Genomic DNA, 18,424 nt, shown 5'->3' with positions numbered 1-18,424 from the left:
TTTGGGTAATAGTATCAGTCATTTTGCTGTTAATCTTAACCATTTTTGCGTTAAGGTTTAAGCCTGTACAAACTTATGTAGCCAAAAAAACAGCCAGTTACCTATCTAAAGAACTTAAAACTACGGTAAGCTTAACCGGCCTATATGTTAAACCTTTTAAATCTATTGTATTAGAAAATTTCTTGGTACTCGATCTGCAAAAAGACACCCTGGCTAATTTTCAGAAGTTTACCGTAGATATCAACAGGTTTTCGCTTAGTGACAGAATTCTAAACATAAGAGACATACAAGTAGATAAGGGAACCTTTTTTTTAAAAGATTATAAAGATGGTGGCTCTAATTTAGATTTCATTATCGATTACTTTGAATCTCCCGCACCTAAAGAAAAAAAGGGTAAGAAATTCGATATCATTTTCAATAAGATTATTCTCAATAACACCAATTTCAAGTACAAGAATCTTAAGTACAACGAAATAAAACACAACCAGATCAATTTTGAAGATATTGATGTAAAAAATCTGAACGGCATCTTTGAAGACCTGAACACAGACAACCATATTATCCAGGCCAGGATAAAGAACCTTAATTTCAGGGAAAAAAGCGGTTTCTACCTTAAAAACTTAACAGCCTTTACCACAGTTGACAGCAATGCCATTGAACTGCAAGATCTGCTTCTGATAACCAATAAAAGCAGGCTTAAGAACTACTACCAGATGAAGTTCAAAAGCTACCGCGATTTTAGGGATTATACCAGCAAAGTTAGGATGAAAGCAAACTTTGAAGATAGTCACATTGCTTCATCAGATATCGCCTACTTTGCACCTGAATTGTCCAAAATGAACTTGGATATTGATGCCAGCGGACAGGTTACAGGTTATGTAAATGATCTTAAGGCTAAAAAATTTGCTGTTAATGCCGGAAAAGCCACTTATATCAAAGGAGATTTTTCACTTAAAGGCTTACCCGATTGGGAACAGACTTTTATGGACCTGAAAATAGAAATGGCAGGTACCAACAAAAAAGATCTGGACGATATTCTTACAGACATTACAGGCAAAAAAGTAAAAATGGTGCCTGAAATCATCAACAAATTTGGCAATATCAATTTTAATGGCTACTTCACGGGTTTTCAGAATGACTTTATAGCCTATGGCGAATTCAAAACCAAACTAGGTCGCTTAAAGTCTGATGTTAACATGAAAATTGACAAGAAAGGAATCCCTTCTTACAATGGAAATGTGAAAACCTATGATTTTAATGTAGGCAATCTTATAGACGAGAAGCTTTTAGGCCGCATCACTTCTGAGCTGTATATAAAAGGAAAGGGAATTGAAGTTAAAGAACTTACAGAAGACCTCAATGGTAAGATTGCTTATCTGGATTTTAACAATTACCGTTACCGAAACATTAACATTAACGGAACTTTTGAGAAGAAATTTTTTAACGGAAACCTTAAGATAAATGATAAGAACGTTCAGCTGGTATTTAACGGTGGTGTTAACCTGAACCCTGCCCTGCCCGTATTTAATTTCACTGCCGATATTAAAAATGCCAAGCTTAAAACGCTAAACCTATTTCAGGATTCTTTAAAAATAGATGCAACCTTAAAAAGCAATTTCTCAGGAAACAACCTTGATAACATACAGGGCGATCTTACCCTAGAAAAAGTAAGATTAGATAATGTACGTGGCATTTATAACATAGATTCAGTTCAGCTTAAAGCCACAGGTATAGGCATAGACAGAAGCCTTACCGTAAAATCTGATATCCTTGAAGCAGGAATAAAAGGCCAGTATGATCTCAATACCATTGTATCTTACTTTAAATCTACAGCCAAAAAGTACATCCCTTCATTAACCACAAATATCATAGAGTATAAAACCCAGATATTTGATTTCTCCCTGCGGATAAAGAATTTTGAACCTATTGCAGAACTGATCTCGCCGGGACTGGAAATAGACAATCAATCTTTATTGATTGGTTCTTTTGACTCAAGGAACAATAAAGCCACTTTGGGCGGTATCATTAAAAGGCTTAAATTTAAGGGCATTACGGCCAATAATATCATCATTGATGAGAACACGTCTGAAAAACAACTGACCACAATCATTACTTCAGACCGTATTGACATTAACGATAGCCTTAATATAAAGAACATTAACATTTCGAATATCTTGCGAAATGACAGTCTCGCATTTAACATTAAACTCTCCAATGCCGAAGATGCCAACCAGTTAGACTTAAACGGATTGGTTGAATTTGCCGATGAAAATGCAAAAATCAGCATCCTGCCTTCAAACCTGCTCATTAACCATGAAGAATGGAACATTGAAGATAAAGTGCAGATCAGTTTCAGTAACGGAAAAACTTCTATCAGCAACTTCTCTTTAGCCAATAAAGATCAGGAAATCACTGCAAACGGTATTATATCAGATAATGCGGCCGATCTCTTTTCTTTAGAATTTAAGGATTTTAAGCTCAACAATCTCAATCCTTTTGTTAAAACTCTCGGTTTAAAATTAAACGGAAACGTAAACGGTAAAACCAAGCTCTATTCTATTCTCAAACAACCCAAAATAAACGATAGTCTTACCATAGATTCGCTCGGATTTAACAATACCTATATCGGAACCTTAACTGATACATCGAGTTTTAACAGCGAAAACAAAATGGTAAAAGTTTTTACCAAAGTAAGAACTGCCAACAGAGAAACCGTTAATGCAGAAGGTTTTGTTGACCTGTTTCATAAAACCATAGATGTTAATGCCCGCCTTAACGATAGCGAACTGGCCATTTTAGAACCTTTTGTAAGCCGTTTGGTATCTAAACTTAAAGGTAAAATATCGGCAAATCTAGCAGTTAACGGTAATTTAGAGAAGCCAAATATCAACGGTAGCGTTAAATTAGATGAAGCGCAATTAATGGTTAACTACCTGAAAACAACTTATATCATTTCTGATGAAATTGAAATTGAGAAAGGTATTTTAGGCATCAACAATCTTAAACTGAGAGATCTTGAAGATCATAGCGCCATAGCCAACGGAAAAGTAGATCTGAATAATTTAGATAATCCTTACATAGATGTTGATCTGGTAGCCAATGGTTTAATGGCACTGAATACCACATCAAAAGACAACTCATTGTATTATGGAAGGGCTTACGGAACCGGAGAATTTACATTTAAAGGTCCTACCAATAACATGTACATTAAGATTGATGCCAAAACTGAAAAAGGTACGGTATTTAATTTGCCATTAAACAGTTCTGAAATGGTATCAGAAAAAGACTTTATTACTTTCGTGAGCAAAGACACCACCAAAGTGGTAAAAAAACAATCTTCATTCGAAGGTTTAACCATGAGCTTTAAGCTTAAAGTTGATCCAAATACCATTGCCAATATTTATACTGTACTGGGTAAACTTACAGGCAAGGGAAATGCCGAATTAGAGCTCAACATCAATAGTGTGGGCGACTTTGAGATGAAAGGCGATTATGTGATAGAGAGTGGTAACTTCGACTTTACGGCTCAGGAGGTCATCAATAAAAGATTTGATATCAGACAAGGTGGAACCATCAGATGGACAGGTAATCCTACCGCAGCCCAGATCAACCTGAAAGCAGTATACGCTTTATCTGCTAATTTATCTGATCTGTACAGAGCTGCTAACCGCGATGGTAGCAGTAACGAGAACCAGAGTGTTAAAACCGAGGTAGAAATGGGTCTAAGTGGTTTGCTTTTGCAACCTGATATTAAACTGGATATTTCATTTCCGGCCAACCCGGCTATTAAAGACGAGTTACAGGCTTATTTTAATGATGGCAATAACCTTAACACGCAAGCCCTTAGTTTAATTATACAACGTAGATTTGCACCGGGCACAGGCAAAGAAAATCTTACCCAGCAATTAGGTTCTGTGGGTACAAGTACAGCAACTGAGCTTCTGTTTAGCCAGTTCAACAGCCTACTTTCATCCCTAAATTTAAACTTTGTTGATATCAATATCCGTTCGCTAAATGAAGCCAGTGCCTCATTTAAGTTCTTTAATGATAGAGTTATTGTAAATGCGGGTGTAATTGATAATTCTAAAAGCTCTATAGATAACTCAATAGGTTTCAGTAACAGCGTTGGGCATGAATTAGAAGTACTTGCCTTAATTAAAAAAGATGGTAATCTGGTAGCCAGAGTAGCCAATAAACCACCTACGCAACAAAGTATCTTCTTTAACCCAGGTATAGACCCTAACCGTAACATCACTTCTTTAGGCCTGATCTATAGCCAGCAGTTCGATTCGTTTTCTGAGTTTTTATCAAAGATTTCGGGTAAATACCGTAAAGAACAGAAAAAGAAAGAAGCCCAGAAAGCATCTCAAAGTATCAATAAAGATGCAATCATAGAAAAAACCAAAAAAAATCAGAAAAAATAGTCTTAACCACTTAACTTTAGGTATTCGCTTAGTGCAATAACAAATAAATACATTTAGCTTATCCCTAACTTATGCGTAAATTCTTATCATTGATATGCCTGCTATGTGTTACCTTAAACACCTATGCGCAACAGAAAAATATTGATGCAGAAATAAATCAGCTCATGCAGAAAATGCAGGCTGTGGGTCTTTTGGTAGCAGTAATTAAAAACAATAAATTGATTTACAGTAACGCATGGGGTAAAAAAGACATCGAAAAAAATACAGATCTTGGTACAACAGATGTTTTCAGGATAGCCTCTATATCCAAATCATTCTCTGCAACCGCTATTATGCAATTGGTAGAAGCAAAAAAGCTTTCTTTAGATGATGATTTTGGAAAACTGATCGGTTTCAGCATACGCAATCCTAAATTTCCTGATAAGGTTATTACCTTACGTATGATCCTTTCACATACCTCGAGCATAAATGATAGTGAAGGTTATTTCAATTTAGATGTGATCAATCCTGATAAAAACCCCAATTGGGCAAAATGCTATAGCAACAATGAACCTGGAAGCACTTACGATTATTGTAACCTTAATTTTAACATGACTGGTGCAGTAATCGAGAAAATAACCGGATCGCGTTTTGATAATTACATCAGAAAAAACATTCTTGAGCCACTTAATTTTTACGGTAATTACTGTGTTGATTCTTTAGATGCAAACCGCTTTGCTACTTTATATGAGTACAACGCTTCAAAAAATAGTTTTGATGCCTCACCTGCAGCTTATGCGCCACGTCGGGAAGAACTGAGTAAATATATATTGGGTTACAGCACGCCTATACTTTCTCCTACCGGAGGCATGAAAACCACCGCAACAGACCTAGCGAAATATATGCAAATGCACATGAATTATGGCAAGGCCAATGGTAAAAGAATAATCTCTAAAGAAAGTGCCAAAACCATGCAAACAGGCATTGCCAATAATGGCAAATATGGACTGGCATTAACCTCTACTAATATTATTGAAGGAAAAACGCTGAAAGGCCATACAGGATCTGCATATGGTTTGTATAGTGCCATGTTTTTTGACCCTGAAGAAAAATTTGGTTTTGTAGCGATAACCAATGGTTGTAACAGCAGCTATGCCAATCAACACAGCGAATTGGTTTTGGGCGAATGCTTACAGATACTCTATCGTAATTTTATCCAGAAATAAAATTTAGAAAACATTAATCGAAGCGACTACTTAAACTTTAATGTGAGTTATAGGTTTTCGGCGTCATGTTAAGCCTCAGTACAAACCATTGATATACGTTATAAATCGGCCTCTGCTATTTGCGGTAGCGATGCAGCGGCCTTATCATTTGCTTTAAAGCAAATAGCGCAGCCGAGAGTTTATTTATAAGTTATTTATTTTCATTTAACGGTATAAATGAGCTCAGCAAGCTTCGGTTTTGGGTACTTTTTGCGAATAAAAAGTACCTGCCATTGCCCTCATGAAAAATACCCACAATTTGTAGATTTTTTTACCGAAAAATACCCTGTTAAAATTACCCGCAAATTTAGTACCTACCTAATACACTTGTTTTTAAGCTTTAAAACATTTTTTGCTAAATGGAACAGATTTTGCACCCTGTTTTTCTTTTTATGAAGTTTTAGCCGTTTCCCCTACAACCAAACTAATTATGTATGCGTTTAACCATCTCAAAAAGAACTTAAAAAGAGCATTTAATCCAAAAACAAAACTGAAGGTAGCCCTGCTAGGCGATACGGCTACGCAATTTCTGGCTATAGCCATAAAAGGTTATGCTTTAGAAGAGAATATAGCTATAGAACTCTATGAAGCACCCTATAACCAGATAGATTTACAGTTTAAAAACCCAAGCTCAGACCTACATACTTTCAAACCTGATTTTGTTATTGTATTTGAAGCAGAAACAAAACTCAGGGACGATTTCTACAAAACACCTCTTGATCAAAGAGATCGGTTTTCCAATTACAAAATAAACCAGGTAGAAGACTACCTGAACATTAGCCAAACGGCTTTAAACGCAAAACTGCTGTATTTTAATTATACAGAGGTAAACGATCAGGTTTTCGGGAACTTTGGCAGCCAGTATGAGAAATCCTATATCTACCAATGCCGTAAATTAAATTTTAGTTTAGGCGAATTTGCAAGCACACATACCGGTTTATATATTGTTGATCTATTGAGCCTGCAGATGCTTTTTGGCATCAACTTCATGAAGGATCAGAAAATGCTGATCCAGACAGATATGTATTTCTCCATTGATTTTCTGCCTTATGTAGCCAAAGCGGTATCAGATATCATTAAAACACAATTAGGCACCTTCAAAAAATGCCTTATTCTTGACCTGGATAACACTGTATGGGGTGGTATAATTGGCGATGATGGCATGAACAACATACAGATTGGCGGATTAGGCATTGGAAAAGTATTTACCAAAATACAGAAATGGGCTAAAGAACTTAAAAACAGGGGCATCATTCTTTGCGTAGCCAGTAAAAACACTGAATCTATTGCACTGGAGCCTTTTAAAAAACACCAGGAAATGGTCATAAAAGAAGAAGACATTTCTGTTTTCATGGCCAACTGGGATAACAAGGTTTCTAACATCCAGAAGATCCAGGAAATCCTGAATATTGGTTTCGATTCTATGGTTTTTATAGATGATAATCCTTTTGAAAGAGAAATGGTTAAACAGAACCTTCCTCTGGTTACCGTTCCAGACCTACCAGAAGACCCTGCCGCCTATTTGGATTATATCAATTCATTGAACCTTTTTGAAACAGCAGGTGTATCAGATAATGATGCCAAACGTACAGCGCAATACAAAGAAGAAGCAAAAAGAGTTCAGGCAAAAGCTTATTTCAGCAACGAAGAAGAGTTCCTGGCCAGTCTTGAAATGAAAGGTCTGGTAGAATCTTTAAATGATTTCAATCTTCCCCGCATATCGCAACTTTCTTTAAGATCAAACCAGTTTAACCTGCGCACCATAAGATTTGATGAAGAAGAACTCAAGCGCTTTGGCACAAGCCCCTATCATCAGGTTTTAGCGATATCATTGACCGATAAATATGGCGATAACGGCTTAATTGCTGCCGTTTTTTTAAGCAGGCAAGAAAATGATCTTTTTATCCATAACTGGATCATGAGCTGTAGGGTATTAAAGCGAAACGTAGAACAGTTTACCTTAAACAGCATCTTTAGTTACGCCAAAGAAAACAATTGCACAACCATAACAGGCGAATACATAGCTACCAGTAAAAACGGAATTGTAGAAAACCATTACAAAGACCTCGGCTTTAAACACCATAACAATTACTGGCATTTAAGCCTGTCTGATTATAAACCATTTGAAACACAGATAACAACTATTTAAAATGAACACAGCACAAATTATCCATGAACTGAACCTGATTTTTGAAGATGTAATTGACGAAGGCAAAGTTGAGCTTTCTTTAGATACCACTGCCAAAGATGTTGAAGGATGGGATTCTTTAAATCACGTACAGATCATTTATGCCATTGAGCAGAAATATGGCATCAAATTCAGTCTTACAGAGATACAATCATTAAACAACGTAGGCGATCTGGTAAACTTAATATCAGGAAAGATTTAACAAGATGCTTTTTTCTTCTCTTTCGTTTTTTATCTTCTTCCCTATTGTATTCATTCTTTACTGGTCTTTGTTCAAATACCGTAAGGCCCAGAATATAGTGCTGTTGCTGGCTAGCTACGTATTTTACGGCTGGTGGGACTGGCGCTTTTGTGTGTTATTGCTACTTAGCTCTGTTTTTGGCTTTTTCATGGCAAAAAGCATAGATCAAACCAACAGCCAGAAACGAAGAAACCTGCTGATGACTCTTAGTGTAATTGTGCATGTAGGCATATTATGCTACTTCAAATACTTCAATTTCTTTGTAAGCTCTTTTGTAGATTTAGCAAACTCAATAGGCTGGCAGTTAAATTTTATCCCTATTAAAGTAATCTTGCCTCTTGCCATCAGTTTCTTTACCTTTCATATTTTAGGTTACACTTTTGATGTTTACCAAGGCAAGTACAGATCTTCTAACAAGTTCATTGCTTTTATTACGCATATTGCCTTTTTCCCGCAATTGGTAGCAGGCCCTATTGAAAGAGCCAACCACTTGTTACCTCAGTTTGAGAACGACAGAAAATTCAGTCTACCCAAACTTGAAGATGGTTTTATGCAAATGCTTTGGGGTTTCTTTAAAAAAATCGTAATTGCTGATGGTCTGGCCATGCAGGTAAATTACATCTTTGCCAATTATCATGACCTCAATGGCATTACCATAGCTTTAGGCATTATTATGTTCACTTTCCAGATGTACTGCGATTTTTCGGGCTACTCTGATATAGCACTGGGCTGTGCACGTATGATGGGTTTTGAACTGTTACAAAACTTTAACTATCCGTTCTTTTCACAAAGCATTTCAGAGTTTTGGCGCAAATGGCATATTTCTCTCTCTAGCTGGATACAGGATTACCTCTTTACGCCTATTTCTTTCAAACGCAGAAACTGGGGTAAATTCGGTATTTTTTATGCTGCTCTGGTAAGCTTTACCCTTAGCGGACTTTGGCACGGTGCCAACTGGACATTTATTGTATGGGGTGCACTCCATGGATTAGCCATTGGCTATGAACTCTTAACCAAAAAGAAAAGAAAGAAAGTATCCAAGAAGTTTAACCCATTATTTTATGCTGTTACAAGCGGTATCATCGTATTTATTTTCTGGTGTTTTACCCAATTGATATTCAGGGCAGAAAGCCTGCACCATGCCTGGGGCATGCTGCAAAAATTATTTACGGGCGATTGGCTTGCAAAACCAGAAATTAGCCTCACCATGTTGCTTTGGATCGCCGGTCTGTTAGCAGCAGAATGGATACAACGCCATAAGCCTTATGCTTTAGCCATTTCAAACACCAATTTCATTTTTAAATGGAGCGTATGTGCCCTATTGATCATGATTATTTTTTCATCAAAAAATCTTAATAACCAAACAGAATTCCTTTATTTTCAATTTTAAATTTATGAACAATTTAGTTAAAATCATCGCTGCAATAGTCATCTTAGGCGCTCTTGGATTTTTCTTTTACACCAAAAGTAAAGACAAAGAAAGCGTGGTAAGTTCTATAGGTGCTATTTCTAACCTTAACGGCGAAGCTTCTGATTCTACCACCGAAAAAGGCTTAGATCCCAACAACTACGTTAACATACCCAGAGAGCAATTATACGATGGTTCTCAGGCTTCAAACGAAATTCTTGCCGAGTTAAAAGAACGTTACAAAACAGATTTCGAAAAATTAGTTAAAGGCATCAAATCTACCGGTGCTAAAGTTGTGTTCTGCTGGATCACTGCCGAACCAGACGTTTCTATGAACAAAATAGGAAAACCTTTTATTCAAAATCTATGTGCACAAAACGGCGTAGATTTTGTTGATTTTGTTCCGAGTATCGCCAATAAAAAAGACATTACCTTTGCTCCTGTTGACGGACATTTTAACCAAAATGGCGCCAAGATCCTGGCTGACCAAATGGCTCAGATGATCAGAAAATACGATAATGTAAAAGCCACTGCAACTTACGACAACAGACCAGAGCTTTTAGGTGATTTTAAACCAAGCCAGAATACCATTTTAGATGGTGGTAAAAACCTGCCTTATAAATTGGTTACCAACAAACAAGGCTTAAGAATGGATCATGACCTGACTTTCCCTAAGCAAAAACAAAGAATTCTTTTAATAGGCGATTCAATGTTCGAGTTTCCTTTCTTAGATAATGCCAAAACTGGTTCAGGTTTATTACAAACCCTATTCCCGAATAAAGAAGTGCTAAACTCAGCTAAATTGGGTTATTCTATAGATGATTATCTTTCTCTTTGGGAAGACAGGGCAAAATATACAGAGCCTGATATTATCTTCTTACAATCGAGCGGAGACGATATTTCAGACCTTTTCTTTAGCCACCGTTTACGCTACAGCAGAACAGCTGAAAAGATCAAACCAAGCGCAAAAGAAGCTGAATATTACAAGACCTTAAATTAAGGGTCAACAAAGAAAGGGTTTCTAAAAGTACTATTGTCGTCATCCTGAACTTGTTTCAGGATCTTAGGAGGTAAATGCTTCCATTTAAAAGATTCCGTATCAAGTACGGAATGACGAAAACGATTAGAAACCCTTTTTAATAAATATGATTTTATTTGTTAAGATCATTCTTAACAGACACCAGTTTAAATACCTGCCCCTTATTACCTGCCAATACCACCAGGGTGCCGTTTTTAGCTTTCTGAACAGCATTAAAGCTTAAATCAGAAATCTTATTCCAGTTCTTACCCCCATCGTTAGAAATATCTGTACCTGAAGTACCTGTAGCAATACATAATTTATCAGTTAAATAATCTACGCCCGAACGGTATCCGCTAACCTGCGTTTTAGGCTTTTTCCATGATCGGCCACCATTGCGGGTAATCAGTACATTGTTTGTATTTTCTTTGTCTTTAAGGTAGTTACCACCTACCACCAAACCTTTTCGGTGATCTAACATAGACATAGAGAAAACGCCCGTACTGCTTTCGCCCTGAATAATCGGGCATTTATAAACTTTCCAGTTTTCGCCATAATTGGCCGAAAAGTAAATCTTAGAAGTGCTTCCGCCTGTGGCAATCCATACTTTACCATCTTTTTTAACCACAATGGAAGATCCGCTTGCGGCAAAACCAGCTTCGCCCATCGCTAAATCGGGTTTTAAATTATCGCTGATATTTTGCCAGGTTAGGCCGCCATCACGTGTGCGCAGGAGCTGCATCCTGTTTCTGATGGGATCGCCAAATATTATGCCATGCTGCATGTCCCAAAAGGCCATGCCATCTAAGAAAATATCTGAATCCGTGTTTTTATACACTTCCCGCCAACTGTTTCCGCCATCAATGGTATAAAGAATATAGGCTGGTGAACCTGCATTAATGGCAATGGCTTTTAAATGATCAAAGGCTTCAATATCCCTGAAATCACATTTTTCATAGCCTTTAGGCTGTGTCCATTTCCATGTTTTACCCCCATCGGTACTTTTACCAATATATCCGTTGCTGCCACTTAGCCAAATAATATCATCGTTAACAACAGATAAGCCCCTTATACTGGTATTTTTACCAGTTTCTATGAGCGTAGCCAGATTGTAGGTCTGTGCTCTGGCCGTTATCAGGCCAATAATGAGTGCGATTGTTAATTTAAATTTAAGATGCATAGGTTAGATGTTTTTTAAATTTATTTGACGCGCTTCCAGCTTTCAGTTCTTCCTAAAAGTGAAACACCGATATATCCTCTTATATTTAAGGTATTATGATCTTTAAGGGTCATATTACAGCTATAGGTTTTACCCGATTTCGGATCGTAGATCTCTCCCCCTGTCCATTTATTGTTTTCATAACTGAAATCCTTTAAAATCTCAAGCCCTAAAACACTCTGGTTCCTTAAATTCTCTTTGGGATTTTTTACATCCTTTTTAGGTTTGCCCGTTTCATCATTGGGCTCTTTTAGCCATACCAGTTTACCAAAATATTTGTCACCTCTTTTGTATATCTCGATCTGTCCTTCGCCTGAGGGGTTGATCCATTTGCCTAAAATATCGTCTTTACTCTGCGCAGATACCATAAAGGCGCTAAGGCAGATGATCAGGAATAATGCTGCTCTTTTCATCATTTTAGTAGAAATTTTAATATGTCTAAGATAAAGTTAGCAAAATTATATGGATAGCAATACTTTTTCTTTGAAGAGAAAACCTTTTTTCTTCTATCAAAAACAAAGCTTTTCTTCTATTTTAAAAAACAACATATATGCAAAAGCAACTTCAGAATGTCTTCATTTTTCAATTCTACATTTATATCAATATGAAAAAAGAAGCCCAACAAAAGTACTCTCCATCCCTACGTTTCTGGCATTGGGGCAATACACTTGTTATTTTAGGTTCGCTGGTAACCGTACTGATCAATTCGACCTTATTTGATGGCGGATCTGCCAGAGATTTTGTGCAAAAAGAACTTACTGATGCAGGTGCAAATGTATCACCAGAACAGGCTAGAGCTCTTGTTCATGGTCTGGAAGACCAGGTTTGGGGCATACATATTTACTTTGGCTATGTACTGGCTGCACTTTTCCTTTACAGAATTGTTGTAGAAATCAGGGCAGATAAAAATCAGAGGGTCATTCACAAATTTCTAGATGCTTTAAAAACATACTCATCAAACCAGGCGTTTAAAAGCACAGCAAGGTATGAGCTGGGCATTAAGCTGTTGTATCTTGTTTTTTATACCCTTTTGCTCATCATGGTTGTTACGGGTTTGAGTGTTGCTTTTGACGATAGTCTTAGAATTTCCAGATCTTTGAGCCATTCACTAAAAGAAATTCATGGATTTTGCATGTACCCTATTCTTGGCTTTATTGTACTGCATGTTGGCGGCGTTTATTTTGCTGAAAGAAAAAATAAAAAAGGAATTGTATCTGATATGATTAATGGCGGAGAAACGAATAATTAGATTATGACCTACTTAAATTAACCGTAATCTTTATTAGTATAAGCATCTGTTTTGCTCCTGCAAGGGAGTATTTTGTTTACATATGCTTCATTACGAATTTCCGTTAGACAATTCGAAGATCGTTATCTCAGGTAAAATTCCAACCCGCCCGGGGTAGCCCAGAAATCCATAGCCTGCATTTACATATAACATTTGATTTTTCTCAGTGTATAGCCCTGCCCATTCACTATATTTATATTCAATCGGGCTCCATTGATATTTTGCTTTTCTTACTCCAAATTGTCCGCCATGAGTATGACCACTAAACATCATGTCTATTTCAGGGTATAAGGGCAATATTTCGCCTCGCCAATGCGATGGATCATGAGATAGCAGCAGTTTTAAGACCGATTTATCCTTTACATCTTTCATTGCCATTTCCATATTACCATACTTAAACGGACTTTCAACACCCCAATTTTCAACGCCTATAATGTAGATCTTTTCACCATCAACCACCAGCTCACGTGATTCGTTCAATAAAAGCTGCCAGCCTAAACTTCGGTGTATGGCTTTTACATCTGATAAATTTTGTTCTTTTGAGATAGGGTTTGTGGTAAAGAAATGTTTCCTTTTGAAATGGTAATCGCCATAATCATGATTCCCTAAAATGGAGAATACGCCTAAGGGGGCTTTAACCCTAGAGAAAATGTCTAAATAGTCGGTAGCCTCTGCGGCAAAATCATTTACAAGATCGCCTGTAAAGAAAATCAGGTCTGGCTTTTCGGCAAGCAACAAATCTACTCCCCCAGATACTGCAACCTTATTATAGAAACTGCCCGAATGTATGTCTGAAATCTGTGCTATTTTAAGACCGTTAAATGCATTTGGAAGGTGTGGTAATCTTAGCTTTTGATGTCTTACTTGATAATCGTACGCACCCGAAATAAAACCGCCTGTTAAAGCCATCAGGGGCACAGATGCTACAAGTATTCCCGTTTTTAATAGAAATTCTGACCGCGACAGATCAGCTTCTTGTTTTTCGTTAATGGGTTCTTCTTTCGTTTTAGGCTTTACAAGCTTTTTAAAAACATACAGAATATCTTTTAAAAGCAAAAAGGGTAAACAAAAGAGCTTGGCAATGATCAGGCTTAACGGTAAAAAAGTTAGGTATGCCTCTGTCCAAAATGGAAGCTTAAAGAAAATACTCACAAATATAAGACATAGGCTTAAAATGGATGTAGACCACCATAGGTATTTGAAGAATTTTCTTTTAGCCTGTAAAAACTTCAGCTTACTTAAATGAAAATAACTATAGTAGTCTATTGCTAAAATGACAATTACAGTTGTACAAAAAGAATAAAATTGTGCTAGCATTTACAGTGTTTGCCAAAGTATGAACAAAAGATAGCATTACCTACCTTTATTTTCATGATATGAACTCTTTTTCTTCATGATAAAGATAATACCCGAAGTTTCTCCTGTTCCTTTATATGAAGAATTTAATCCAAGCGTGTTAACAAGCTCAAATTGATTTTCTATCATATAGTTAAGCACGGCCGCATATGATTTTTTATTTGTTAGATGCTCAGAGTATGTTTTACCTTTTTCAATCTGTTCGGGAGTATCTCCTAAATCTACCTGTACTTTCAGTTTTTTAGAGAGTGCTTTTCCTTCAACAGATATGTAGGCGTAAGAATATCTATCATCTGGTGTTTTTTCGGTATTGGAGCTTTGGGCAAAAGTAAATTTTGCTAATAAGACCATTATTGCCGCTAAGGTCATTGTGGTAAAAAGCATTCTTTTCATCATCATTTCATTAATGTGTGTACCTCAATTATACTCATTATTAGAACGAAAGGCAATGTTTTAACTCCATCGTATCAGAGAATTTACCATTTGATGATATCTATAATAGTCTTCAAATTCTTCGCCTCCCGCTTTTAAACCGCCACTTTTATCGAATGGCGGTTTAAATCAACTATTTCTGTACAAAGGAACGAGTTACAGAACCTTTCACGCTCCTCTAAAACATTTACCTCGGACTAATGATAGTACCATTGTCTATTACCGTTTTGCTTTCCAATTTTCCATCTAGCCACCTATAAGTAAAAATCATATCGTTATCTTGGGAGTACCGATCGATGTCTCTAGGATAGGCTTTTAAATGGCTCACATTTGTTATTTCCGAATATTTGTAAAACACCAGTAAATAAGTAATACCTTTTTCGCTATTTTTAACTTGTTCCATGACAAACGCATCAATGGCTTTTTTTGCTTCTTGGCTATTACTGTAATCTTTTACAATAAAATTCAACTGCTTCATAATAAATGATCTTCCATTCTGTTGTATGGTATCAATTTTTGAGAATTGATCCAGCTTGATAAACTCTAATGGCTTTTGCTTGCAGGAAAGAATAAATCCTGATATAATAATCAAAAGGGGTTTATAATGTGTTTTCATTAGATTTTGCTCTTAATCTTCTCGTATCATTTCTTCTCCGCTGGTCATTTCTCTTCCATTAAATTTAAATTTACCAGCCCATTTCCCTTGTCCCCACATATACATGAAAATTTGATCGTTATTAAAAGTATAATAATCAAAATCTTTGGGATTAATTTTCAAATTATCAATATCGGTTCTATCAGAATGTTTGTCATCATAATGGTGTAACCCATATATTTTCCTAAATCTGCTGCCCGGTTTTTGTATGCAAAACTATCAACAGTTCTTTCATTATTTAGATTATCCTTATAGTTATAAACGATATAGCAGTCTGTTTTAAAATAGGTCACCTCATTGCCTTCTTTTACGGTGTCTATTTTTGAAAACTGATCTAACTTTGAAAAAGTTAAAGATTTCTCCTTGCATGCAAACACCAGTGTGAGCAGCAGAAAAACAAAGGTTTTTAGAAAGGCTTTCATTAAATTTTGGCCTTAATCTTCTCGTATCATTTCTTGGGCTTCTACGGTTTCTCTACCTTTATATTTTGTCTTACTACTAAATGTTCCACCGCCCCATCTATATACATAGGTCATATCGTTATCAAAGGTATAACCGTCAAAATCATTTGGGTTTTGTTTAAGGTTTTTTAAGTTTGTTTTATCAGAACTTTTGTAAATAACAATCTCATAACTTGAATATTTAGCTAAATCTTTAGCTCTGTTTTTATAGGCAAAACTATCAACAGTTCGTTCATTGTTCAGGTTATCTTTGTAGTTGGAAACAATATAGCAATCGGTCTTATAATAATATTGCCTGCCATTATCTTGCATGGTATCAATTTTTGAAAATTGATCCAGCTTGATAAACTCTAATGACTTTTGCTTACAAGATGAAACGAGTATCATTGTAATAATTATTAATGATTTTAAATAATTTTTCATAGTTTTTTTAATATCTACCTTCAATTCTTGTTTTAATTACAAATTTGGTTTGAAATGGTTTGTAGCCTCTGGTGTGCTGCAATAACCACCATGCCGCAAAGCCAGCGTGTTTACCCTGATAAGTTAAAGCATCATGTTTGTCTAAACCGAAATTATCGTAAAGGGTTACTTCTATGTCTGCTGTCCATAATACCCCTCCGTAGGTACTGAAATTTAATAGCTTAATCTCATGAGCTTCTGTGTCATTGATTAATATTTGTAAACCTCCAAACTTATTCCATAATCCGTTAAACCTTGGCCTAAAAGTATTGGATTTAATTTCTTCTATTTGGTTTATGTTTCCGCCTGTACGAGTTAATTCTTTACTCAATTCCTCTCCAAATCTTTTCAAAAAATTCTGAAACTGCACCGATCTTTTCACTGCATCGGTGAGTACTGCGTTTTCAAATACACCACCTATATTGCTTTGAAAACGATCAGCAGCTAGGCTAGTTACCGTTCGCAGATCAGGACTCAACACAGAAGTTTGCCACAACAGATTGCGCATAGAGTTAAATAACTGTTCATCCGTTTTGCCGATCATTGAGCCTAAAATACCTTTTGTATTGCCATTTGTTCCATACTGCAGATCTTCAGGATTATCGCCATGTCTTTTAGGTGCTCCACCAATTATCCTGTTCTGGTTTTGAGGTGCATTTGCCGGTATCTCTGATAGCTCTATATCATTATTGATTAATGCTTCTTCATTGGCATAGGCAGGAGGATAATCCAGGTCTAAAAATTCAGTATTACTAAACATCATGCTATAATCAAAGTCGGGGTTTTGCTCTAAAAACCCTATTGCCCAGCGTGAATATTCATAGCTGTACACAGAATTTTTACTGTTAGTCATATAATCGCTGATTTCCATTACAAGTCCGCCGTTTACAGGGTTGTTCAAGAAATTGATCAGTCTAACATTGGTGATCTGTAATAAAGTAATCAACTGCTGCGCCTGGCTTGGTAATACCGGAGGCGGAGTTGGATTACAATCTGGGTTTTGGTGTACCATCAGTTTGGTACCCGTTGCGCCACTGTGTACACTCAAAGGGCCTGTTGGCGGTTGTGTGGTATCGCATGGATCATAATCTGGCGGGGTTGTTGGAGAAGTTCCACCGCCACCGCCAGACCCGCCTCCTGAACCACCACCTGAGCCGATACCATCATCATATTCATAGCAATCGGTAATGTCTTTGGATGATACACGCCAGCCAGCACGATTATCACCGTCCATATTACATTCTTCTCCCGGCCAGTGCCCATCACCGGTACATTGATATGCTACTATGTAATAATAAGTGGTAGTGTAGCAATCCTGATAGACCATACTGGTTTTACCGGATGTGCCGGGCTTAACAGCTCCGCCCAAGGTTTTGGTTGTTGAATTTTTATTAAGCTCACCACTAGGTGATGTAGAGCCTGTGCCCGGCAAAGCTGTCGAGGCCGATTTAAGGTAAGTTACGCTGATATCGCCTTCAAATTCTCCGGCGTTTCCGGTACGCCATTTGGCAATCCACTTTTGTGTTGGTGCATAGGTATTGATGAAAGTGAGCGTTCTTTCAGGCGATACATCTACCGTTAGGTTCTGGAAAACGATAGCCCTGGGATTGGACAGTTTAATACTGAATATATAGCTGGTACGATCTCCGTTTTTAACAATGGTTACACTGTCTGTATTGATCTGGAGGCCCTCATAAGTTTCGGGTGTATTGACGGCCATGGTTTTGGCCTTTGGGTTAGCTGTTGTGAGCATTTTGCCTACGCTGCCCAGAACATTAAGATCTGTTTTTGTTTTGAAAGCATTGAAGCTCACCTTCTCCATTTGCGGACCTTTCCGGTACTCCGCATTTCTTTTGACAAGTTCAGGATTACTGTGTTCTTTTCTGCTCTGGTCAAACAGGTCCTTTTTACAGGAGATGATGGCAAGTATTACAAGAAGGGCTAAAAAGAGGCTGCCTCTTTTTTGGCCCGAAAGCGTGAGTTTAGTCATTGAGGGTATTAGTTTAGTTTGGGTTACAACCTCAAGTT

Annotated in this window: 16 protein-coding genes; 7 read left to right on the top strand and 9 right to left on the bottom strand. The window is 36.9% G+C overall.

All coding sequences use genetic code 11. The features are described from left to right. Positions 1–23: 23 nt before the first annotated feature. The 6 genes from MMF97_RS09600 to MMF97_RS09575 all read left to right on the top strand — a co-directional run bounded on the left by MMF97_RS09600 (position 24) and on the right by MMF97_RS09575 (position 10,505). Complete coding sequence (locus MMF97_RS09600) at positions 24–4,424, top strand: translocation/assembly module TamB domain-containing protein (RefSeq protein ID WP_243361899.1); 4,401 nt, start codon at positions 24–26, stop codon at positions 4,422–4,424. 71 nt (positions 4,425–4,495) lie between these two features. Continuing rightward, complete coding sequence (locus MMF97_RS09595) at positions 4,496–5,629, top strand: serine hydrolase domain-containing protein (RefSeq protein WP_243361897.1); 1,134 nt, start codon at positions 4,496–4,498, stop codon at positions 5,627–5,629. Positions 5,630–6,098: 469 nt separating this feature from the next. Continuing rightward, positions 6,099–7,817, top strand: a complete 1,719-nt coding sequence (locus MMF97_RS09590) for an HAD-IIIC family phosphatase (protein WP_243361895.1) — start codon at positions 6,099–6,101, stop codon at positions 7,815–7,817. A gap of 1 nt (position 7,818) precedes the next feature. Then, positions 7,819–8,058, top strand: a complete 240-nt coding sequence (locus tag MMF97_RS09585; protein ID WP_243361893.1) for an acyl carrier protein — start codon at positions 7,819–7,821, stop codon at positions 8,056–8,058. Between the two features lie 4 nt (positions 8,059–8,062). Further along, positions 8,063–9,487 (top strand): MBOAT family O-acyltransferase, encoded by a 1,425-nt coding sequence (locus MMF97_RS09580; protein WP_243361891.1) that lies wholly within the window; start codon positions 8,063–8,065, stop codon positions 9,485–9,487. 4 nt (positions 9,488–9,491) lie between these two features. Continuing rightward, positions 9,492–10,505: a hypothetical protein gene (locus tag MMF97_RS09575; protein WP_243361889.1), complete on the top strand. Its 1,014-nt coding sequence runs from the start codon at positions 9,492–9,494 to the stop codon at positions 10,503–10,505. A 151-nt stretch (positions 10,506–10,656) separates the two neighbouring features. On the opposite strand, the gene MMF97_RS09570 is transcribed toward MMF97_RS09575, so the two are convergent. Continuing rightward, on the bottom strand, positions 10,657–11,703 hold the full coding sequence (locus MMF97_RS09570) for a WD40/YVTN/BNR-like repeat-containing protein (RefSeq protein ID WP_243361887.1): 1,047 nt from the start codon (positions 11,701–11,703) through the stop codon (positions 10,657–10,659). 20 nt (positions 11,704–11,723) lie between these two features. Continuing rightward, positions 11,724–12,155, bottom strand: coding sequence for a DUF2147 domain-containing protein (locus MMF97_RS09565; RefSeq protein ID WP_243363299.1), 432 nt, complete (start codon positions 12,153–12,155; stop codon positions 11,724–11,726). Positions 12,156–12,292: 137 nt separating this feature from the next. Between MMF97_RS09565 and MMF97_RS09560 the strand changes: the two genes are divergently transcribed. Then, positions 12,293–12,991: a cytochrome b/b6 domain-containing protein gene (locus MMF97_RS09560; protein ID WP_243361885.1), complete on the top strand. Its 699-nt coding sequence runs from the start codon at positions 12,293–12,295 to the stop codon at positions 12,989–12,991. Positions 12,992–13,081: 90 nt separating this feature from the next. Here MMF97_RS09560 and MMF97_RS09555 read toward each other — a convergent pair whose 3' ends face one another. The 7 genes from MMF97_RS09555 to MMF97_RS09525 all read right to left on the bottom strand — a co-directional run bounded on the left by MMF97_RS09555 (position 13,082) and on the right by MMF97_RS09525 (position 18,386). Beyond that, positions 13,082–14,347 carry a metallophosphoesterase gene (locus MMF97_RS09555; protein ID WP_243361883.1) on the bottom strand — a complete coding sequence of 422 codons (1,266 nt, stop codon included), beginning with the start codon at positions 14,345–14,347 and terminating at the stop codon, positions 13,082–13,084. Between the two features lie 36 nt (positions 14,348–14,383). Further along, positions 14,384–14,785 (bottom strand): hypothetical protein, encoded by a 402-nt coding sequence (locus MMF97_RS09550; RefSeq protein ID WP_243361881.1) that lies wholly within the window; start codon positions 14,783–14,785, stop codon positions 14,384–14,386. Positions 14,786–15,005: 220 nt separating this feature from the next. Next, entirely contained in the window at positions 15,006–15,434 is a 429-nt protein-coding gene (locus MMF97_RS09545; protein ID WP_243361879.1) for a hypothetical protein, read from the bottom strand. Positions 15,435–15,446: 12 nt separating this feature from the next. Further along, complete coding sequence (locus MMF97_RS09540; protein WP_243361877.1) at positions 15,447–15,596, bottom strand: hypothetical protein; 150 nt, start codon at positions 15,594–15,596, stop codon at positions 15,447–15,449. Further along, the gene (locus tag MMF97_RS09535; RefSeq protein WP_243361875.1) at positions 15,593–15,895 is read right to left on the bottom strand and encodes a hypothetical protein; all 303 of its coding nucleotides are present in this window, start codon (positions 15,893–15,895) and stop codon (positions 15,593–15,595) included. The genes MMF97_RS09540 and MMF97_RS09535 overlap by 4 nt, the downstream gene beginning before the upstream one ends. A 12-nt stretch (positions 15,896–15,907) precedes the next feature. After that, complete coding sequence (locus tag MMF97_RS09530; RefSeq protein WP_243361873.1) at positions 15,908–16,321, bottom strand: hypothetical protein; 414 nt, start codon at positions 16,319–16,321, stop codon at positions 15,908–15,910. Positions 16,322–16,364: 43 nt separating this feature from the next. Further along, positions 16,365–18,386, bottom strand: coding sequence for a DUF3289 family protein (locus tag MMF97_RS09525; protein ID WP_243361871.1), 2,022 nt, complete (start codon positions 18,384–18,386; stop codon positions 16,365–16,367). Between the last annotated feature and the right edge of the window lie 38 nt (positions 18,387–18,424).

This window comes from Pedobacter montanisoli (assembly GCF_022809115.1).
Lineage (GTDB): Bacteria > Bacteroidota > Bacteroidia > Sphingobacteriales > Sphingobacteriaceae > Pedobacter > Pedobacter montanisoli.
This window is presented reverse-complemented; position numbering and strand designations above follow the sequence as displayed.

Bases quoted from the DNA above. Each gene is read 5' to 3' on its own strand.
- MMF97_RS09595 (WP_243361897.1), top strand. From the start codon at position 4,496: ATGCGTAAATTCTTATCATTGATATGCCTGCTATGTGTTACCTTAAAC.
- MMF97_RS09590 (WP_243361895.1), top strand. From the start codon at position 6,099: ATGTATGCGTTTAACCATCTCAAAAAGAACTTAAAAAGAGCATTTAAT.
- MMF97_RS09585 (WP_243361893.1), top strand. From the start codon at position 7,819: ATGAACACAGCACAAATTATCCATGAACTGAACCTGATTTTTGAAGAT.
- MMF97_RS09580 (WP_243361891.1), top strand. From the start codon at position 8,063: ATGCTTTTTTCTTCTCTTTCGTTTTTTATCTTCTTCCCTATTGTATTC.
- MMF97_RS09575 (WP_243361889.1), top strand. From the start codon at position 9,492: ATGAACAATTTAGTTAAAATCATCGCTGCAATAGTCATCTTAGGCGCT.
- MMF97_RS09570 (WP_243361887.1), bottom strand. From the start codon at position 11,703: ATGCATCTTAAATTTAAATTAACAATCGCACTCATTATTGGCCTGATA.
- MMF97_RS09565 (WP_243363299.1), bottom strand. From the start codon at position 12,155: ATGAAAAGAGCAGCATTATTCCTGATCATCTGCCTTAGCGCCTTTATG.
- MMF97_RS09560 (WP_243361885.1), top strand. From the start codon at position 12,293: ATGCAAAAGCAACTTCAGAATGTCTTCATTTTTCAATTCTACATTTAT.
- MMF97_RS09555 (WP_243361883.1), bottom strand. From the start codon at position 14,347: ATGCTAGCACAATTTTATTCTTTTTGTACAACTGTAATTGTCATTTTA.
- MMF97_RS09550 (WP_243361881.1), bottom strand. From the start codon at position 14,785: ATGATGATGAAAAGAATGCTTTTTACCACAATGACCTTAGCGGCAATA.
- MMF97_RS09545 (WP_243361879.1), bottom strand. From the start codon at position 15,434: ATGAAAACACATTATAAACCCCTTTTGATTATTATATCAGGATTTATT.
- MMF97_RS09535 (WP_243361875.1), bottom strand. From the start codon at position 15,895: ATGAAAGCCTTTCTAAAAACCTTTGTTTTTCTGCTGCTCACACTGGTG.
- MMF97_RS09530 (WP_243361873.1), bottom strand. From the start codon at position 16,321: ATGATACTCGTTTCATCTTGTAAGCAAAAGTCATTAGAGTTTATCAAG.
- MMF97_RS09525 (WP_243361871.1), bottom strand. From the start codon at position 18,386: ATGACTAAACTCACGCTTTCGGGCCAAAAAAGAGGCAGCCTCTTTTTA.